Annotated in this window: 14 protein-coding genes and 1 pseudogene; 5 read left to right on the forward strand and 10 right to left on the reverse strand. The window is 40.3% G+C overall.

All coding sequences use genetic code 11. From position 1 onward, the window contains the following. Positions 1 to 21: 21 nt before the first annotated feature. A complete protein-coding gene (locus tag BPR_RS11340; protein WP_081441777.1) occupies positions 22 to 1,395 on the reverse strand; it encodes an MFS transporter in 1,374 nt (457 codons plus the stop codon). A gap of 209 nt (positions 1,396 to 1,604) precedes the next feature. On the opposite strand from BPR_RS11340, the gene BPR_RS11345 reads away from it, so the two are divergent. After that, entirely contained in the window at positions 1,605 to 2,483 is an 879-nt protein-coding gene (locus BPR_RS11345; protein WP_013281628.1) for an SPL family radical SAM protein, read from the forward strand. 173 nt (positions 2,484 to 2,656) lie between these two features. Next, positions 2,657 to 3,040 (forward strand): annotated as a pseudogene (locus tag BPR_RS21630) (ATP-binding cassette domain-containing protein); the annotation flags it as partial. A 15-nt stretch (positions 3,041 to 3,055) separates the two neighbouring features. Here BPR_RS21630 and BPR_RS11350 read toward each other — a convergent pair. The 4 genes from BPR_RS11350 to BPR_RS11365 all read right to left on the reverse strand — a co-directional run bounded on the left by BPR_RS11350 (position 3,056) and on the right by BPR_RS11365 (position 6,969). Then, positions 3,056 to 3,766, reverse strand: coding sequence for a metallophosphoesterase (locus tag BPR_RS11350; protein ID WP_013281630.1), 711 nt, complete (start codon positions 3,764 to 3,766; stop codon positions 3,056 to 3,058). 43 nt (positions 3,767 to 3,809) lie between these two features. After that, the gene (locus tag BPR_RS11355; protein WP_143754297.1) at positions 3,810 to 4,799 is read right to left on the reverse strand and encodes a hypothetical protein; all 990 of its coding nucleotides are present in this window, start codon (positions 4,797 to 4,799) and stop codon (positions 3,810 to 3,812) included. Beyond that, on the reverse strand, positions 4,789 to 6,150 hold the full coding sequence (locus tag BPR_RS19925) for an MBL fold metallo-hydrolase (RefSeq protein ID WP_013281632.1): 1,362 nt from the start codon (positions 6,148 to 6,150) through the stop codon (positions 4,789 to 4,791). The genes BPR_RS11355 and BPR_RS19925 overlap by 11 nt, the downstream gene beginning before the upstream one ends. A gap of 72 nt (positions 6,151 to 6,222) precedes the next feature. Next, complete coding sequence (locus tag BPR_RS11365) at positions 6,223 to 6,969, reverse strand: DnaB-like helicase C-terminal domain-containing protein (protein ID WP_013281633.1); 747 nt, start codon at positions 6,967 to 6,969, stop codon at positions 6,223 to 6,225. Between the two features lie 49 nt (positions 6,970 to 7,018). Here BPR_RS11365 and BPR_RS11370 point away from each other — a divergent pair, with 49 nt between their 5' ends. Beyond that, a complete protein-coding gene (locus BPR_RS11370) occupies positions 7,019 to 7,651 on the forward strand; it encodes an HTH domain-containing protein (RefSeq protein ID WP_143754298.1) in 633 nt (210 codons plus the stop codon). Between the two features lie 14 nt (positions 7,652 to 7,665). Here the strand turns inward: BPR_RS11370 and BPR_RS19930 are convergent, their stop codons facing one another. After that, positions 7,666 to 9,735 carry an AAA family ATPase gene (locus BPR_RS19930; protein WP_013281635.1) on the reverse strand — a complete coding sequence of 690 codons (2,070 nt, stop codon included), beginning with the start codon at positions 9,733 to 9,735 and terminating at the stop codon, positions 7,666 to 7,668. Positions 9,736 to 9,947: 212 nt separating this feature from the next. Between BPR_RS19930 and BPR_RS11380 the strand changes: the two genes are divergently transcribed. After that, a complete protein-coding gene (locus BPR_RS11380) occupies positions 9,948 to 10,400 on the forward strand; it encodes a hypothetical protein (RefSeq protein ID WP_013281636.1) in 453 nt (150 codons plus the stop codon). Between the two features lie 137 nt (positions 10,401 to 10,537). Here BPR_RS11380 and htpG read toward each other — a convergent pair whose 3' ends face one another. Beyond that, positions 10,538 to 12,667 (reverse strand): molecular chaperone HtpG, encoded by a 2,130-nt coding sequence (htpG, locus tag BPR_RS11385; RefSeq protein ID WP_013281637.1) that lies wholly within the window; start codon positions 12,665 to 12,667, stop codon positions 10,538 to 10,540. A 261-nt stretch (positions 12,668 to 12,928) separates the two neighbouring features. On the opposite strand from htpG, the gene BPR_RS11390 reads away from it, so the two are divergent. Next, positions 12,929 to 14,791: a GGDEF domain-containing protein gene (locus tag BPR_RS11390; protein ID WP_013281638.1), complete on the forward strand. Its 1,863-nt coding sequence runs from the start codon at positions 12,929 to 12,931 to the stop codon at positions 14,789 to 14,791. Between the two features lie 21 nt (positions 14,792 to 14,812). Here the strand turns inward: BPR_RS11390 and BPR_RS11395 are convergent, their stop codons facing one another. The 3 genes from BPR_RS11395 to BPR_RS11405 all read right to left on the reverse strand — a co-directional run bounded on the left by BPR_RS11395 (position 14,813) and on the right by BPR_RS11405 (position 19,620). Further along, a complete protein-coding gene (locus BPR_RS11395; protein WP_013281639.1) occupies positions 14,813 to 15,883 on the reverse strand; it encodes a peptidylprolyl isomerase in 1,071 nt (356 codons plus the stop codon). A 174-nt stretch (positions 15,884 to 16,057) separates the two neighbouring features. Next, complete coding sequence (locus BPR_RS11400; RefSeq protein WP_081441779.1) at positions 16,058 to 17,527, reverse strand: NAD(P)/FAD-dependent oxidoreductase; 1,470 nt, start codon at positions 17,525 to 17,527, stop codon at positions 16,058 to 16,060. 101 nt (positions 17,528 to 17,628) lie between these two features. Further along, positions 17,629 to 19,620 carry a 2-isopropylmalate synthase gene (locus BPR_RS11405; RefSeq protein WP_013281641.1) on the reverse strand — a complete coding sequence of 664 codons (1,992 nt, stop codon included), beginning with the start codon at positions 19,618 to 19,620 and terminating at the stop codon, positions 17,629 to 17,631. Positions 19,621 to 19,740: the final 120 nt, after the last annotated feature.

Raw genomic sequence — 19,740 nt, forward strand, 5'->3', positions numbered from 1 at the left:
ACTCCTTCAACGAAAGAATTTTTATACTAAATTTGCTGATACTTTCTCGTTTTTAATTCCAAGTGAACCTTCCTCAATTTCCATCTGTGGCTTTACAAGTGCTAAGATTGCAAAAATAGTTGCTGCATAAATCACACAGAAAATAAGGATTGACTCAGTGCTTACCTTAGCTACTACTGCACTTAAAAGGATTGATCCAACCGGCATACATGCCGTTCCACAAGCGCCCATTACTGCGGCTGCTCTAGCAATATATTTGGGATCAGCATTTTTCATGAACTGAATATTGATCGTACCACCTATGGTTGATGCTGCAACCATTATGATAAAAAATGATGCTGCTACATCCACATAGCAAGCAATACTATTTCCAACAAAGAAACCACCACAGGCAATTCCCAGCATTCCAGCGCCAAGCGTTGCTGTTCCAAGCATTATCATCTTAAGTGGTGAGAGTTTCTGTGAAAGAACCGGAACAAGTGCTGATCCTGCAATACCTCCGATTGCAGCAAATGCACCTGCAATACTAAGTATTTCTCCGCCCATCTTGAAAATCTCGCTGGCAATTGGTGCCTGAAGTGCATTTATAGGAATGAGCATGAAGTTAAGGGCAACTGCAAGTAAGCCATAATTGCAGATAACTCGTGAATTTGCCACATATCTAAAGCCGTCTAAAAAGAATTCAATTTTACTCTGCTCTTTTTTGTTCTCTGTTTCTCCGGCCTCGGATGTTGTCTTGGATGCTTCATTCTGTGCTGCCTCAGTAATTGCTACTCTCCCAGCCTTCATTGCACTGATAAGCACCGCTGCAACTCCAAAAGTTACTACATCAATCATCATTGCTGTAGTAACGCCTGCTGTTGCAATGATCACGCCGGCAGCACCTGTACCTGCCAGTGATGCAGCACTTGAAAGCATGGAATTAAGGCTCATTCCGCAGGTCATATGCTCTTTCTTAACCACCTGGATTGTAAATGCTGAAGTTGCAGGAAGATTAAAGGATTCCACTGTCGTGATGACCAAAGTAAAGATTGCCATAACCAGTGCATTCACCAGGCCTGCTCTATATAGAAGTGCAAACAATGTAATAATGACTGCCCTAAGAAGATGTGTTGCTACAATCACATGCTTCTTGTCCATCTTCTCAACAATAGCTCCGGCAAAGGGCTGAACCACCACGTTTGGAAGTGTATTAAGTGCAAAAACTATTGCTGACCATGCTGCACTGTGTGTAATCTGATAAACCAGCCATGTAAAAGCGATTGCATCTACAGAATCACCAAATCGGTTGATAACCGTGGCAAAAATCAGCTTTCTATATTCACGTTCCTTAATGATTTCCCCATACATTTCCTTGTTCTGTTCCATATCTGAAGCCTCCATACTTGTTTTCATGACTTCATTCTACATGGAACTTACACAAACTATAATACACTTATTGTACTAGTTATAAAAGAAAAACTTTCCATTACGGAAAGTTTTTCTTTTGCCCACTGGTATGAGGTAAGTGATATATTTAGCTGGAATAATTGATATCTGATACAATTATTATCAAATAGTTCATGCGGCAAAGCCGCAATTCATTTTTATTGGGAAGGTAAAACATGCACTTTGTTGACGCAAAAGGAATTCTTACAGGAAAAAACGGATTCCAGGGAATGAACATATACCGCGGATGCACCCATGGCTGCATATATTGTGACAGCAGGAGCAAGTGCTATCAGTTCACTCATCCCTTTGAAGACATTGAGGTAAAACAGAACGCACCGGAGCTTCTGGAAAAGACACTGAAATCCAAAAGAAAAAAATGTATGATCGGAACCGGGGCAATGTCTGATCCCTATATGCACTGCGAAAAGGATCTACAGCTCACAAGAAAATGCCTTGAGATAATCTTAAGGTACAGCTTTGGCGTAGCGATTCAGACCAAGTCAGATCTTATTCTTCGAGATATCGATCTTCTCTCAGAAATAAACAAAAGTGCTAAATGCGTAGTTCAGATTACCCTTACTACCTACGATGATGAACTCTGCAGTATTCTTGAGCCCAATGTCTGCAATACAAAATGTCGTATAAAAGTCCTTGAGATGATGCAGGAAAGAGGCATTCCCACAGTTGTATGGCTTACTCCTATCCTGCCCTTCATCAATGACACAAAAGAAAACATCTCTGCCATCCTGAATGAATGTGCAAGGACCGGCGTTAAGGGGGTCATTGATTTTGGTATGGGCCTCACCCTTCGTGAAGGCGATAGAGAATATTACTACGAGGCGCTTGATAAGCATTTCCCCGGAATGAAGGAACAGTACATAAAACAATACGGAAATGCTTACGAGCTTCCAAGCCCTAATTCAAAAGAACTTAGGGCACTCTTTCAGGATATATGTGAGAAAAATGGAATTCTCTCTACCCCTGATGAATGTTTCCGATATATGAGTGATCTTCCGGATAAGTATACACAGATGAGCCTGTTTGATTTTTAGATAAACATTCTTAGTGTTGACAGAATGCCCCGAAGAGATGTAAAACGCATCAAAATGCAACTTACCCCTCCAAAATTACAACTTACCTTATAATCTGTTTCGCCTTTTCCCGCTTTACCTTATCATCCGATTATAAGATAACGACGAGCAAAAAACGGGAGGCGTAAAAGATTATGAATTCCATCGAACTTAAAAACATAACAAAAAGATATGGTTCATTCCGGGCAGTAGACGATCTTAGCTTTGAGATAAAGCAGGGCGATTTCGTTGGATTCCTCGGAGTCAACGGCGCAGGCAAGTCCACCACGGTGAACATGATGTCCACTATCCTTACTCCGGACGAAGGCGAAGCTTACCTTTGCGGCTACAGGCTTGGCAAAGAGGACATGGAGATAAGAAAAAACATCGGCGTTGTGTATCAGTCAAATGTGCTGGACGATCTTTTTACAGTAAAAGAGAACATCGTCATAAGATCCAAAATGCTGGGGCTTGATGACAGGACCATAAAAAGCAGGCTCGCTGAGCTGTCAGACATCCTGAAGCTCTCAGATATTATGAACAAGCTAATTCAATTAACCTTGTACATAATACTCTTCCAAAGTGTCCAGGCATATTGCAGCAAGACTTCCGCCTGGAAAATGTGCTCCGCAGTCAATTGCGATGTGATTGTTATTCTTATAAATGTATCCCGGATTAGGGTTCTCTTCTATAAGCTGCGTGGGGGTATGGCCTGTTACCACAAACTTATCATTAAAGTACTGGGTGTTATAGTCTGCTCGTTCCCATATGAGATCGTGTAAACTATAATCTTCCATTTCTTTTTCCGGAGAAAAATTGCCTAATCCTGCATGAACAAGGAGAAAGTCCCTAGTTCCAACCGTAACTTCTTCGTAGATAACAAACTCCCCCAAAAAGTCTATTACGTCCTGCCGCCTGTCAGGTGAAAGTTCCCTGAACTCATCAATAGTAGGTTTACTTCCGTTATACTGCCAGTTAGCGAGGTTTTCCACCATCTCCCGGTCTAGCCGATCAACATTTTCCTCAGTAATTTCCTTGCTCAAAAACTTAAGACACTCCAGCGCCATAAGTTCATGGTTTCCGACAATGCAGATAACATTTGGCATTTCCATGAGTTTTAGAAGTGTCTTAATGGGATGCGGTCCTCTATCCAGCACATCCCCCAGAATATATAACGTATCCTCATCCTTTAGACCTATCTTTTGTAAAAGAGCTATGAACTTGTCATATTCACCATGAATATCACTAATTACATATGTTGCCATAAAACTATTCTCACCTTACCCCTACCTATTTCTGCAGCAGTATTCACTCTGATTTGCCAAATATCGGCTTCAGCACGCCTTTTACCAGCCATTCAAAATACTCTTTTTTCCGAAATGCTTTATCTTCGCTTTCTAAATAGCCCTCTTTTGTAATCTTATCTAGCAAATCATCCAAACCAATATACATCAAAGGTCCATTTGAATAATCCTCTTTATTGCCTTCATTTATGTAATTAGCATCTTTTTTATGCATAGCATTATGCATATCCCCGTATTGCTTGCTAATCGGAAGCAGATAAATGCATTTAATGTCACTAGAATGCTTTCCCCCGCGCTCTATTATGAAATCCCTGGGTTTATTATTCGAGTCATAAAAATACTCTCTAGCATCTATAATTTCAGCTACTTGAGTCATGTATTTCTTAGTTGAAGTATAGTTTTTTCTTTCCCTTAATTCTTTTATATCCTTTTTGTCTAATAGTCTGTTATGCGTGTCTCCAGAGACTTTTTTCCAACGCTCATTGCTCAGGATGCTATTATACAAACCTTCCAACTTTTCAAACGAATTTCCTTCTCCATCATTATTTACCGAATAAGCTTTGGCTACAACATCAGCAAAACAGTCCAGCAATTTAGAGAAACAACATTCTTCGCAAAAAGCCTTGTATTTATTAAACTGTTTATAATCAAAACTTCCCGATGTTGTTTTCAGTTCAACCACATAAACATATTTATCATCGCATAGTAAATAATCTGCTTTCACAGATCTGTCATCTTCCTTGGTTTTGACCTCAGTTTCAGTATCTTCTTTAGCCAAAAGCTTAGTCATCAAAGGAAACTCCTTTGTAACATAATGCAGTTTATTTTCCCCATCTCTTCCCAACGCAATGTTGAGCAAATCTTCAACCACCGGCGTTATCAGCGTATCCAATATCACTTCGCTCTTTATGGCAGCTGTGTAATAGTCTCTTATTACCCTGTCAGAAATCGTATTTAAAATAGCTGGATTCTGTACTTCCCTATTAGAACTCATATACTTGTCCATCCTCTTTTTTCCAAATTCTGTTTGCATATTCGCCAAACTGCGGAAGATTCGTAAAGGCATCTCTTCCCTCAGTGTGCATAGGGATTATCTTATCCGGGTTAGTAAGTTCCATTAGCTTTGCAATAGTTTCAACATAGGCATGGCCACTGGTATGTAGGATCTCCATGTGAGCTTTGTCATTTTTACCCTCTAGGAATCTAACAATATTAGCATCCGGAGCCTTGCCATCCTCAAGGTAACCGGTCCACATAGAGTACGTGATAAAAGGATCCTTCATTTTCTTCATCCGCTCCTCAAAGCGTCCCACCGCCATATTGGGGTTGTTATTTGGTCTTGCCAGCATTACAAATCCCTTGTCCAGATAAATATCTTCGTTTGCCATTTCAAAGCATCTTCGCTTAGTTACTGGATTTCGAACTCCCTCAAGATTCTTCATATAAAATGAATTATTATCAGGGCATAGCACATAAATGCACTTTTTATATCTGTATTTGTCAAAAAACCTGCTTCTTGATTTTATGGCAATATTCATGACTTCAGCCTGGTAGGCATCGCACAAAAACACCTTATCTGCTGGAGTAGCATGATAAAACTCCATTACGCTGTCAAGATTTGTGGATGACACCAGCACTACATTTTCTTTGTGTTCTGCAAAAATTTCTGAAGCTCTTTTACCAAGATCATCCTCCGACTTGATTGGGTTATTTCCCGTCTCTTCAAGCCTTGATATCATGGTTCCTTCTGTAACAAGAACATCTATCTTGCCAACATATCTTTTTATCATGCTCTCAAAGGTATCCTGCCCAGGAATCCCGTGATCTCTGAAGTCTCCGGTATATAGAATTTTTTTGCCATTTAATTCTATGACAAACATATATGAATCGATGGCAGAATGATCGCAAACAAGGGGCGTGACCTTGATTCCGCTAAAGTCGCGGCTACTTCCCAGCTTCCAGTATGGCTCCATCCTGTTAATGGTTTCCATCTGCGACGGTGCATTTTTGCACAGCTTTTTGTTCAAGAGATCCACTCGCATTGCGATGGTTTCCATAATTTCTTTTGCAGTACCGCCAATATACATAGGGATGCCCTCAGGGGCTTTTCCTCGAAGCCCCACATGATCCCCATGATAATGAGTAAAAAGAACTGCATCTGTATGGATAGTATCTCCCTCGCCGGCAAATACTCTCTTTATTAGCTCATCGTCGCTCAGTGCGGGATTCTTGGTCCCGGGAAGGTCTGCACCAAGATCAATCAGTATCCTATGGTCACCCTTTGTAATTTCTGTTACGATTCCACCTATCTGGTCTGAACCTCTGTATATCTTGATTCCATCCATGTTTAGATTTCCTCCTAAATTCGATTATACCCCACGCGCTCTTTCCTCCGATAATAAATTAATCATAAATAGTCAATCAAAATATCCCTTAGGAAATGGCCAGCATACATCAATAGTTCTGGTAAAAAAATCTGTATAAGGAAGCTCAGATATCACAATTTCCAGCTTGTCTTTATCCTTAATCTCCGAATCGTAATATGAATCTCTATGTAGCATCAGAATATAATCCGTGTGTCTAAGAAAGCTTTCCCATCTTATGTCCTGGAGCTTAGGATGCGGATTCTCTCTATATTCGCAGGTTTTCATCAGCTCAATATCAAGCACTATCGCGACACCTATCTCTTTTGCAAGTCTCTTTAGCCTAGGCAGAAGTCCTCTGCAGGCCATATCAAATTCCTGCTCTCTTCCAATCAGATAAAAATAGTCGATTATCACCAGAGAAATTCCGTTCATAGTTTTCTTTTCTCTGCATTTTCTTTCTATCTCATCTATGGTTATTTCGATAGTGTCATCTATGGTTATCTTCTTCTGATCCAGCATTTCTGATGCTTTATCATCTAGCTCCATTAGCCGCTTCTTATATCTGTCACGGGACATTTCAAGGCTAAATGCTGTAGCCTTTATGCCTTCTTCCCGGCATGCATTAAGCATAAGTTCCATCATAAAGGCTGACTTCCCCATTCCAGGTCTTCCTGCTACTACGGTAAGTTCGCCTCTATGAATGCCGCCCCCTAGAACATGATCAAGTGGTCTTATTCCTGTGATTATGGGATTAATATTTATCTCATGTTTTATCTCAATTTTATTATTCTTTTCCAATATTGTTCTCCTTTGAATAAAATCAATTTCTTTGGTTTATAATGTTCTTATGAGTAAACTTACCCGTCAGATACATCTTTATATGTACATGGATGATCCCGATAATTATGAGCATAGCCCTGAAAGGCTCATTGATTATCTGGGTGTCTCTTTGCGCACTTTGCAAAGAGACTTTAAAGATCTTCGTGAAAGCGGCACCAGCAATTACACCTACAACTCGAAATCAGGTGAGTATGTCTATTCCGAGGAAGACGCTACCAAAATCGAAAGTGCGGACAGGCGAAGGAAGCTATATCTGACTAAGCTTGCCAGAATGTGTAGGATTGTGAAAAAGCTCCCTTTTACAAATCTGGAGAAGCTTAACGAATATGAAGCTGATCTAAAGGACTATCTATCCGAAAGAAAAAAATATCCTAAAAGACCAGATCCATATGGGCCTCCCAAAATGCCTTATATTCCTGATATTAAATATGAGTACTTTAATATATGCCCGGAGGTAAGTGAGCGCACCAGGCAGAGGGATTTTCAAACCTTGCGTGATGCGGGTTTTGTAATTTTTTACTCACAAAGATATAGAGAATACCTTTTTACTGATGATGACTCCTACATCACCAGTAAAGATTCTGCTTTATATAAAGCATTGAAAAAAGCAGGCGATATCAGGAAAAAGCGAGGATCCTAAAAAGCCAATTCCTATCAGAAATTACTGGCAAATCCTATTTCACGTTTTGGCTCATCTTTTAGCATCTGACTTAAATTGACCGAAAAGTCCTCTTTTTTCAGAAGCTTAACCTCGCTTTTTGTAGGTTTATTCTTGCTTCCAGGAGGAAGGAGTCTTGAGGCTTGCTTCAAAGTTGCCTGTTCAAGGAGATTACGAACAAACCTTCCGTTTCCATAGTTTTCAGCCAATACCGCCTGCTGGAATATCTTTTGGCACTCACTTCTGGCTGGAAGGTCCACTTCCAAGCCTTTCTTCGTCAGCATTAAATCCATGATCTTCATAAGTTCCTCAGGGGTATAATCCGGAAAATTAAGCGTAAAAGCTATTCTGCTCTTCATTCCTTCGTTCTGCGCTATGAATTTCTCCATAGGTTCAGGGTATCCTGCAAATATAACTATCACGTCATCTCTGGAATTCTCCATTTCCTGAACAATTGTATTTATAGCTTCAGTTCCATAAGAATTTGTGCTATCCACAAGTGAATAGGCTTCATCTATGAATAAAATGCCACCTTTTGCCGCCCTAAACTTTGCCTTTACTTCCTTGGCGGTCCATCCCACATACCTTCCTACAAGATCAGCTCTGCCACATTCAACGAATTTCCCGGTTTTTAACACTTCTTCTTTTCTTAGAATGTCACAAAGAAGCCTTGCAACAGTAGTCTTGGCGCATCCGGGATTTCCCATAAACACCATGTGTCTGCAGCATTCAGACGAATTAATACCATAGGAATTCTTATACTTTGACAGTTTATAGGTTGATATTATCTGCTGTGTAACCTGCTTGATTTCATTAAGCCCCACCATATTCATCAGTTCTTCATATGCATTGTTTTTACTCTTAGTTCTTTTAATGGCCTTATGTATACATACTTTGCTATAGGATGGGTAAACACTCTTTTTTAGAACATCCTCAGACCAATTCAAAAAAGCTTTAGCGACCATGCTAGCAGAAAAATACTTTCTGTCAGGAAGGTACTTATATGCATTTTTATCAAAAAGAGACTGATACTTGGAAGCATTTGCAAGATTATCCATATATTTTTGGGCCTGAGTTATATCCCCTACCCCTTCGGAGATTTTGACAAAATCCACTTTTCCAGCCAGCTCTTTATATAATATTTTCGAAAATCCCGGATTAGTTTCATCTTCTATCACAAAAATCTGGACAGTATTTGCATATTTGCGTAAGAATTTCCTTAGCATAATAGCGATTGTCTCATTTTCTGTAGCATACTGACCGGATTCATTTGTTTCTAACGAACTAATTACCACACATCCGCCTTCAGAGTGATATCCAAGATTATCCAGCTCCTTGCACAAATTCTCGCCATAATAGTTCTCATTGCCTTCTTCAAAATCCAACATACATATTCTTGAACTTAAAAGCCTGTTGTTAGAATAAAGCGCTTTAACCAGTACCCTTATCAGCATTTTGGCATTTTCCAAGTTTTTGGTCTGAATACGGTAATGTACAGGACATCCATAAAACTTCTTCATATTCCCCTCAGCGTATATTCTATCCAGTTCTTCCCTAAGGGAATCGCTTCCCATTATTTCATCAGACATCTCACATATCTTTGGATAAGAATATGACTCTTTTTCCAAACATTCTTCTGTCAGGACATATCTGCGAGAGTCATAAACATCCATTTTATAAGTATCTCTTATTGAACCCTTGGAATAGTCTTTCTCCAGTGCTATTTCCAAAAGCTCACTTGCTTCTTTAAATGTAATCTCTTTATAAGATTTAAGCTTTATTTCAAAGTTTTCCGTTATATCCTGGGCCACACCGGCATACCTGTGGCAAACTTCTTCAAGGTCATGACTTCCCTGCCATACCCCAACAGCAAGCTTAATTATTTCTTCATCATAGTAATAACTAATACAGAAAGTATTCTCATATGTATTTCTCATAGAGAACTTATCGTTAATCGTAAAAAGAGTACTTACAATATCATCTCCCCTCCCAAAGCGGGAATAAGTAGATTCTATCGTTAGTTTCAGTTCACCATTATGTGTAAAAGTACAATCATAAAAAAGCATTTCTGCACCTCCTTTGTTTGTGTATCAGGAAGTTTAGCATATGATTTTGGGCTATGCGTCATAATGGTGTCACCCATTTTAAAATATCCCTCATTATATATGAGTTTATTGACATTTTTGTTGCATATGGTGTCACCTAAATGACGTCGATAAAAAAACGCCGTGTTAATATCAAAAAACACTAACAAAGAATAAGAAAAGGAGATTTAAATATGGGTTATGTAAATGAGAAAACACTTGAAAAACTGAATAAGGTATATGATTTTCTTGCCCCACATGGTGGCGATATTAAAATTGAAGATGACTGGAACTTCAGAATGTATGTCCAGCAGGATGATGATAAATACTATCTGTATATGTATTCGGCTGAAGGATATGCGCAGGACTATCTTATGGATCCCTGGTTTAAGGTAGAAATCACTTTTTCTCCAGATAGAGCGCGTATAACCTTGGCAAAGCCAATTGAATACCTGTCACAGACATTCCTGGGAGAATTACACATAGACGAATTTGATAACATGGAAGGATTTGGAGGGATAAAAGAACACGAAGACGGCATAATGAATGAAAATTTTGATAGTTTCCTTGATACGATTACCAATATAAGGCCCTATCTTACAAGCCCCAAGAAAGTCACCCGTTTCAAAGAGGATAACCTGTACTAAATGACAAACATACAGTGATAAAGCCTACGCCGTAAGGCGCATCAATAGCTGAACAATTTCCAATTTCATAAAAGAGCTTCTGCCAGTCTAAACAAACTGACAGAAGCTCTTTTTAACTATTCATATTATTTATCTAATTATTTAGCAAGTACCATCATGATCTCATTGCTACGTGCTACGAATTTGCTCATAGCCTCGCCTTCAAGAGGAGCGTTCTGGATACGTGCAAGGTCATAGAGCTGCTCGCAGATCATCTTGGTGTTATCACTGTCTTCATGATCCATAACGTACTGAACAAGAGGATGGTTAGCATTGAGAATAAGAGTCTGTCCTTCGTTTCCAAAATCGCCCATGCTCATGCCGTTCATAGCATACATCTTCATCATCTCAGCCATACGTCTTGACTCTTCGGATACTGTCAGCATTGAAGACATCTTCTTATCCTTAAGTTTCTCAAGCTTAACAGTGAGCTTGTCATTCTTAAGAGCCTTCTTGATCTTCTCAGATAACTCTTTTTCCTTCTCTTCAAGTTCAGCCTGAGCCTTCTTGGAAGTCTTGGACTTAAATGTATCTGTAAGGTCTGCATCAATTCTTGCAAAGCGGATACCTTCATTCTTGCTCTCAAGCTGCTGCATGAAAGGAACATCGATGTTGTGGTTCATGATGAAAGCTTCCATCTTCTGAGCCTTGAACATCTTGATGTACTGGCTCTGCTGCTGTTCGTCTGTTACATAGTAGATTGTGCGAGGCTCTTTGTCCTCATCCTTCTTGTCAGAAGCTGTGTCAGCAGCTTTCTCATCTGCACCATTTTCTGCCTTAACAGGATTTCCATCAGCATCTAAAACTTCTGCCTCTACCTTCTCGCCGTTCTCGCCGACAGCCTCTTCCTTGGCAGCCTCTTCCTCAGCCTCCTTGTTGATTTGGAGAGCCTCAGGTGTTGTAAGATACTTGCCATCAAGATTCTTGAAGAGGATATAATCTGTCATCTTCTCGCAGAACTTGTCGTCACGAAGGCAACCATATTTGATGAATGGACTAATGTCATCCCAGTATTTGTCATAGTTTTCTTTATCAGTCTTGCAAAGGCCGGCAAGCTTCTCTGCTACCTTCTTGCTGATGTATTCAGAAATCTTCTTGACAAAGCCGTCATTCTGAAGTGCTGATCTTGATACATTAAGAGGAAGATCAGGACAGTCAATAACACCCTTTAAGAGCATCAGATACTCAGGAATTACTTCCTTGATGTTATCAGCGATAAATACCTGGCTATTGTACAGTTTGATAGTTCCCTCGATTGACTCAAACTCCATGTTGATCTTAGGGAAGTAGAGAATACCCTTTAAGTTGAAAGGATAGTCCATGTTAAGGTGGATCCAGAAAAGAGGCTCCTTATAATCGCGGAATACCTTTCTGTAGAATTCCTTGTATTCTTCGTCAGTACAATCCTTAGGTGTCTTAGCCCAAAGAGGATGTGTATCATTGAGAAGCTGAGGGCGTCTCTTGATCTTGAGTTTTTTCTCTTCTTCCTTGGCCTCTTCTCCCTCTTTGGCTTCCTTCTTTTCAGGCTCTATAACCTCGATAACAACGTCGTCATCACGTTTTTCTGATTCCGCTATTGTCTCTGTGCCTTCTTCGTTCTCTTTGGATAAATAGATTTCATAAGGCATGAATGAGCAGTACTTCTCAATTACTTCTCTAGCCTTATACTCATTGCAGAACTCAAGGCAGTCCTCTGAGAGGTGAAGTGTGATTGTTGTACCAACTTCCTTCTTGTCACCGTCTTCCATTTCGAAGTCTGATCCGCCATCGCATGTCCAGTGAACAGAAGCTGCATCTGATTTGTATGAAAGTGTATCGATATCTACATAATCAGATACCATGAATGTTGAATAGAAACCAAGTCCGAAATGTCCAATGATCTGATCAGCATTGGCCTTATCTTTATACTTGTTGAGGAAATCAGTAGCACCTGAGAAAGCCACCTGGTTGATGTATTCCTCAACCTCTTCGGCTGTCATACCGATACCGTTATCTGTAATCTTGATCGTCTTATCTTTATCGTTGAGCACAACGTCTACACGAGGCTTGAAGCCATCCGGAAGTGTGTACTCACCCATCATATCCATCTTGCGGATCTTTGTGATAGCATCGCAAGCATTTGAAATAACTTCTCTGTAAAAAATATCATGATCCGAATACAACCATTTCTTGATGATAGGGAACATGTTCTCGCTGTTAATTGAAAGATTACCTTTTTTTGAAGCCATAATTCTCACTCCTTTTATGTTTTATACGTAATCAAATTTCTACTAGTCCAGCATTTGACTACAAAAAAAATTGTATTCCCGCCATGACTAAAAGTCAATAAAAAATTAGCACTCAACTCAAAAGAGTGCTAACAAACTTTTATGTCATCTTTTTCTCGCAAAATAACTCTATTGTATTAAAGGAAAAATAATATAAAATGAATATGGGAAATTAGCACTGCTATGTAAAGTGCTACTCAAGTAGGGGGACAGTCAGATACAATGATCAATGGTAAAAAAATAGTAGCTCTTTGTACTTACAGAATATACGGAGCTCCTGAATTTGCTTTTCTTTCCGAGCTTGGAAGGCTCTTATCTGAAGAAGACTATTTTCTATTCATATATGCCATGAATTCCGAAATAGGAATCGTGGAAGACTCTTCTCCTGAAGTAGAAGTCTTTAATCTGATCCCGTACGATAAAGTTGACGTTGTAGTGATCATGAACGAGAAGATCAAAAACCGCAGCGTCATACAGAATATCATAGATAAATCAAGTGCTAACGATGTACCTGTTCTCGTTGTTGATGGTGAATTCGATCATGTAGCAACTGTCCGTTTCGACTACGCAGGAGGCTTTGAAAAAGTAGTAAGACACATGATCGAAGATCACAAGGTGCAAAAGCCTCATTTCATGGCAGGGCACAGAAACAATGTCTTTTCCAATGAAAGAATTGAAGTATTCAAAAAGGTCCTTGCAGAAAACAACATGCCCTTTGATGAGAGCATGATAAGCTACGGCGATTTCTGGGCTTTTCCCTGTCGGGCAGCAACAGCAGAACTGCTTAAGCGAAAAGAGCTTCCGGATTCGATCATCTGTGCCAATGATATCATGGCCATAAATGTATGTGATGTCCTTAAAGAGGCTGGCATAAAAGTTCCCGATGATATCCTTGTTTCCGGATTTGATGGGCTTGATGAAGCTTTTATCTCATCTCCCGGCATAACCACTGCAATCTGTGACAATGGCGAATTGGCACACACAGTGATCGAAGCTCTTTCAAACATTTTTTCCGGTGACCGCTATACATCCAAGTGGATACAACCTGTTTTTATCCCTAACGAATCCTGTGGATGTCTGCGAAAAGACCTTCATGTTACAGCGGCAGTCGGTGAACTTAATAATCTCTTTTACCATCACGAAGATGAAATACATGCAATGCAGGCTATTATTTCCAAGATGCTTATGAGCAAAGATGTCAAAAAAAGTATTCGCCATCTGAAAGAAAACCACGCCAAGCATGCTCAGGTTGTCGTTGAAAAATCATGCTTTGATTTTGAGAACAACTATTTTTATGATGATGTTGAAAAGGGCGATAAAATTGTAGTTTTTGATTCTTACAGTGATTCAGAGGATTCTTATGCCTACGATCCCAAGTCAATTGTTCCTCACTTAGAAGAAATAATGGAAGCAGGTTATCCTCTTATATTTAACAGTCTTGTTTACATGGATAAGTGTCCGGGGTTTGTGTGCTATTCATATCCCAGACGCATGCTTATAGATTATAACCAGACGCCTAATCTTACCAATTGCTTTGAGATGAGTATCGGTGGATATGTTGTGAATATGTACCAGAAATATCTGCGGGACAAGCTTCAAAGAATGTATCAGAACGATGCTCTTACAGGACTATACAACAGGCTCGCCTTCAGATCTATTACAAGTGAGATTTTCTCCCATGAGTCCAACATTGGTCAGAAAATCACGGTCATTATGCTCGATCTCAACGGTCTCAAGCAGATCAACGACAATCTAGGTCACATGGCCGGAGACAAGGCTATAACGGCAGTTGCAACAGCTCTAAAAGATTCCTGTCCTGAAAAAGCAATATGCGTAAGAACCGGCGGAGATGAGCTTCTTAGCCTTATAGTTGGTGATTGCAACGTTGACAGCATTCAAAAAGACATCAAAGAAAAAATGGCAGAATACAGTAAAACTTACGGTTTTGATGTGTCCGCAAGCGTTGGTGTCTATTCAACTATTTACGAAAACGGCATGGACATCAATAAAGTTATAAACATTGCCGATGAACGCATGTATGAAATGAAACGCAGAATTAAATCTAAAAAAAGCGGTAGTCTATGATCTTCATAAACTACCGTTTTTTTATCCAAAATATTCAGTATATACATTCCATAGTGAACTGGTATTTACATTGTCATCACCTGTGACAGTAATTGAATCCCACAGTTCCTCGTTGAGTTCCTTGGTCAGTGTGTCGACATAGGCATCGTACTGTTCTCCAAAGACTTCTCTTTTCCTCTCGGCTACGATCCTGACCTTGTTATATTCAGTCTCTTCTCTATTGAAGGTGGTGACGCACTTGATTATAACGTATCCGTCATTAACTTCAACCACATCGCTCACCTCGTCGGTGCCAAGGTTAAAGGCTACTGTCTCATAGGCTTCCTCCATTTCTCCCTTTCCAAAAGAGATTGTGGATTCCTCCGCCTCATTGTATTCCGACATGAGCTCTTCAAAGCTTGCTCCGTCAAGAAACTGGTTTCTGATGCTCTTAGCTTTAAGGTAAACAGTGTTCTTGGCTGTGTCATTAAAAGGAACTTTTTCGCCTGACGCATTAAGATCATAGGTTTTCAAAAAAATCTGTTCAACAGTGATAGTTCTGGCCTCATCATCACTTATCTCAGGATTGATATCTCTGATAATGTAGTCGTAGAGCTTATCAGCAAGGGCATATTCAGAATATATCCTGAAAACATCCTCCTGAGTTATTCCCTTCATAGCTTCGATTTCTTCAGGTGTAAGGGACTCATAGTAAGTAGCTGCCGCCTCTCGTGCCATCGACAACTCATTATCATCAAGTACAATTCCCATTTCACCCGCTAAAAGATTCATTGCCTTGATCTGTGCAACCTTGGCAAGGATAGACTCCTTGAGCTGCTGTGCAACAGTTCCGTCATCCGTCTGTGTCTCCCAGATTTCTCTGCCAAAAGTGCCCTCATAGCCATTCTGAGTATTGATCAGATATGCCATGATTTCCTGTATACTACATACAGAATCTTCTATTCTGAAGATCTCATCATCCGAAAAGCCTGTAGTAAACACAACTTTTCTGGTTCCATCAAGGCTTCCGCAGGCCGTCAAAGATACTACCAGAATCATTCCAATAAGGATCATCGATATTCTTTTTATATGTATAGTTGCAATCCTGTCCATATATCCCCTAAGCCTTGGCGGTAAAGTAACTTATGATCTGACGGAATATATGTTCAAATAGTCTCGATTTTGGTTCTACGAAGATAAGACAAATCCATTGATTTGGCTTATCGCAGTGTCCAGAGCCATGAGAGACGTTGTACATATATCCGGAAGATCATGCAGTTGATCGCATTACCCTAAAGAATTGATGATTGAGCGAGCTACGCAGAGTCCGTTGGCACTTGCCTGCTGAAGTCCGCGAGTAACACCTGCTCCATCGCCGATAGCGCGAAGTCCCTTTATGCTGGTCTCAAAATCCTTATTTACTATAACTTTATTGGAGTAGAACTTGACTTCTACACCATACAAAAGAGTCTCATCTGAAGCAATACCCGGCGTAACCTTATCAAGAGCCTGGATCATCTCATCAAGATCCACCATGATTCTGTGTGGGAATACAAGTGAAAGATCTCCGGGAACTGCATCCTTAAGTGTAGGGATCAGGTTATTTCTGCATAGTCTCTCTTCTGTTGTTCTCCTGCCTCGTCTGAAATCTCCGTAAGTCTGAACAAGTATTTTTCCACCACAGAGCATATTTGAAAGCTCTGCAATCTTTTTACCATATTCTATAGGTGTCTTGAAAGGCTTTGTGAAATTCTTGGACACCAAAAGAGCAAAGTTCGTGTTGTTAGTCTTGAACTCTTTTCCCTTATAAGCATGTCCGTTAACTACTGCAAGACCATTCTCATAGTACTCTGTAGCAACCTCTCCGGATGGATTGGTACAGAAAGTACGAACCTTGTCGTCAAAAGTTGGAGTGTGATAAATGAGCTTGGCCTCATAGAGGTTCTCGTTGAGGAACTGCATAACTTCATCACGCACCTCAACTCTGACTCCGACATCGACAGTACCGGGTTTAGTCTCAATTCCGATCTCTTCACACTTATCCTTGAACCAGTCAGCACCCTCTCTACCAACAGCACTTACAATTTCTCTGGCAAAAAACTCTTCGCCCTTGTCAGTTCTAACCCCCTTACAAACGCCGTCTTCTACGAGTATGTCTGTAACCATAGTGTTGAACTGAATCTCTACGCCCTGATCAAGAATATGCTGCTGAAGTTTACTGTAAATCTTGTAACCTTCCTCAGTTCCAAGATGTCTGATAGGACACTCTACAAGCTTGAGGTTGGCATTTATTGCTTTTCTGCGGATCTCGCGGATCTCGTTTTCTTTATCAACGCCATATACGTTCTTGTCAGCGCCAAATTTAAGATAAATCTCATCTGACTCGTGGATAAGCTCAGTAGCTGCATCATATCCAAGTATATCAGGAAGTGTTCCGCCGACATCAGGTGAAAGAGAAAGCTTACCGTCTGAAAAAGCTCCCGCACCTGCGAATCCGGTTGTAATAGAACATGGTTTGCAGCCGGCACAGGTCTTAGTCACACGCTTAGGACAATTTCTCTTTTCGATAGAGCGGCCCTTTTCTATCATGAGAACCTTAAGATCAGGTCTCTTTTCCATAAGCTCATAGGCACAGAAAATGCCACCCGGGCCTGCTCCGATAATAATTACGTCTACATTTTTACTCATATATATTTCCTCGCATAATCGTTTTATTTTTGCTCCGTAGGGGTATACATTATAACACAATCTAATCATATTGCCTACAATGAAATAGATGTCAAAAAAACAGATAAATGCCACCAACTTAGAATAACATAAAATGGGACATTTATCTGTTTTTAATAAAGGCGCTATTATTATCTGCTGGTTCTGTACTGAACCGGAGTCATTCCATATTTCTTTTTGAAGAGTCTGTTAAAGTGCTCAACGTTCTGATAACCTGCTGCCTCAGCAACTTTTTCCACCTTCATATTACCATTTCTAAGAAGTGTGCTAGCCTTGTTGAGTCTGATGCGCTTAACGTTTTCTCCAAAGGTCATGCCTGACTTTTCCTTGATATATTTGGAAAGGTAAGGTTTGGAAAGGTAGAACTGACTGGACAGATCATCAAGAGTAACTGTCAGGTAATTTTCCTGGATATAATTAATGATGGAATTGATCCTCTCATCTTTGCTATTCTTGATATCTTTTACCTCATCAATCTGATTAACTGCGATTACAAGAGCATTAATCGAAGATCTGATAATATCCTCGTCTATTCCTACGCCCCAGTACTTCTTGCCATTATGTGTAATTCCCACATATGTACATGCCTTAGAGGATGATCCTCTTGAAAGAGCGTGTTCCTCATAGGTCGAGAGCTCATAGCTGACGTTAAAATACTGTTTGATAGCATTGCTGACTGCGTCAAGGCGACCATTACCGTTAGCCTCAACCACATGTTCTTTATCCGCATGAGATATTGTTACTTCTGTCAAAATACCGTCTATCTGCTTGAAGTGACATTCTGTAATCTTGAAAACATTGTCATTGTGAACGTACTTATCCTCGAAGATCTGATAAATCCTGGATGGTGACAACTCAGCATGCTCTCTGTCTGATATGTCCTTAATGGTATAGCTGACATCAGCCTGCATTTCCTTGGGAACCATCATTCCATAGTTAGTCTTGAGGATGTAGCTTACACCGCCCTTACCGGACTGACTATTGATCCTGATAACATCACCGTCGTACTCTCTTCCAAGATCCTTGGGATCAACAGGAAGATAAGGAACTGACCATATTCCCTTGTCTTTTTTCTGATCATGCCAGGTAAAGCCCTTAGAAATAGCATCCTGATGGGATCCGGAGAAAGCAGTAAATACAAGCTGTCCGGCATAGGGCTGTCTCTCATAGATTCTCATCCTTGTGAGTCTTTCGTAAGCCTCACCGATTTCCATGATATGGCTAAAATCAAGTCCCGGATCAACACCATGAGAATACATATTGATTGCCAGTGTAACTATATCCACATTACCCGTTCTCTCACCGTTTCCGAAAAGAGTACCCTCAATTCTGTCAGCTCCCGCAAGGCAGCCGAGTTCAGCATCGCTTACGCCTGTTCCTCTGTCGTTGTGAGGATGGAGTGATAAAACCACATTGTCGCGGTACTTAAGGTTTTTGCTGATATATTCAACCTGGGTAGCGAACACATGGGGCATTGCAATCTCTACTGTTGTAGGGATATTGATAACAACCTTATTTTTCTTGGTAGGCTTCCACACATCAAGAACCGCGTTACATACTTCTACCGCGTAGTCAACCTCTGTTCCCGGGAAGCTCTCAGGAGAATATTCAAAAGAGAAATTACCTGTTGTCTCTTTGGCCAGCTTATCCAGAAGCCTTGCGCCATCAACTGCAATCTGCTTAACTTCTGCTTTACTCTTTTTAAATACCTGTTCTCTCTGAGCAACAGATGTCGAATTATAGAGGTGGATGATAGCCCTTGGAGCCCCCTTGACCGCTTCAAAGGTCCTCCTGATGATGTGTTCCCTCGCCTGAGTAAGTACCTGGACTGTAACATCATCCGGAATCATGTTCTTCTCGATAAGAGTTCTGGCAAACTCAAACTCCGTCTCAGAAGCTGCCGGAAAACCAATTTCAATTTCCTTAAAGCCAAGGTTGACAAGCATTGTAAAAAATTCGAGCTTCTCGTCAAGACTCATGGGCTCAATAAGTGCCTGATTACCATCGCGAAGATCCACACTGCACCATATTGGCGGATGATCGATGTAGTCTTTCTTGACCCAGTCATAGCTTGCCTTGGGCGGCATAAAATATTGACGCTGATACTTCTCGAAATTCTTCATAATGCTTCTCCCCTTTTTATTATTCCGGTCTTATCAATCTGACTTGATGTTTTTTATCCTACGATATTAATATCGGTCGGTTTACTTGACTTTTTTATACCTGTATAAGATAAATTAGTA

This window comes from Butyrivibrio proteoclasticus B316 (assembly GCF_000145035.1).
In the GTDB taxonomy this organism is placed as follows: Bacteria; Bacillota; Clostridia; order Lachnospirales; family Lachnospiraceae; genus Butyrivibrio; species Butyrivibrio proteoclasticus.

What these genes read in the sequence shown, in the direction of transcription:
- BPR_RS11340 (WP_081441777.1), bottom strand. Translation starts at nt 1,395, where the DNA reads ATGAAAACAAGTATGGAGGCTTCAGATATGGAACAGAACAAGGAAATG.
- BPR_RS11345 (WP_013281628.1), top strand. Translation starts at nt 1,605, where the DNA reads ATGCACTTTGTTGACGCAAAAGGAATTCTTACAGGAAAAAACGGATTC.
- BPR_RS11350 (WP_013281630.1), bottom strand. Translation starts at nt 3,766, where the DNA reads ATGGCAACATATGTAATTAGTGATATTCATGGTGAATATGACAAGTTC.
- BPR_RS11355 (WP_143754297.1), bottom strand. Translation starts at nt 4,799, where the DNA reads ATGAGTTCTAATAGGGAAGTACAGAATCCAGCTATTTTAAATACGATT.
- BPR_RS19925 (WP_013281632.1), bottom strand. Translation starts at nt 6,150, where the DNA reads ATGGATGGAATCAAGATATACAGAGGTTCAGACCAGATAGGTGGAATC.
- BPR_RS11370 (WP_143754298.1), top strand. Translation starts at nt 7,019, where the DNA reads ATGAGTAAACTTACCCGTCAGATACATCTTTATATGTACATGGATGAT.
- BPR_RS19930 (WP_013281635.1), bottom strand. Translation starts at nt 9,735, where the DNA reads ATGCTTTTTTATGATTGTACTTTTACACATAATGGTGAACTGAAACTA.
- BPR_RS11380 (WP_013281636.1), top strand. Translation starts at nt 9,948, where the DNA reads ATGGGTTATGTAAATGAGAAAACACTTGAAAAACTGAATAAGGTATAT.
- htpG (WP_013281637.1), bottom strand. Translation starts at nt 12,667, where the DNA reads ATGGCTTCAAAAAAAGGTAATCTTTCAATTAACAGCGAGAACATGTTC.
- BPR_RS11390 (WP_013281638.1), top strand. Translation starts at nt 12,929, where the DNA reads ATGATCAATGGTAAAAAAATAGTAGCTCTTTGTACTTACAGAATATAC.
- BPR_RS11395 (WP_013281639.1), bottom strand. Translation starts at nt 15,883, where the DNA reads ATGGACAGGATTGCAACTATACATATAAAAAGAATATCGATGATCCTT.
- BPR_RS11400 (WP_081441779.1), bottom strand. Translation starts at nt 17,527, where the DNA reads ATGATTAGATTGTGTTATAATGTATACCCCTACGGAGCAAAAATAAAA.
- BPR_RS11405 (WP_013281641.1), bottom strand. Translation starts at nt 19,620, where the DNA reads ATGAAGAATTTCGAGAAGTATCAGCGTCAATATTTTATGCCGCCCAAG.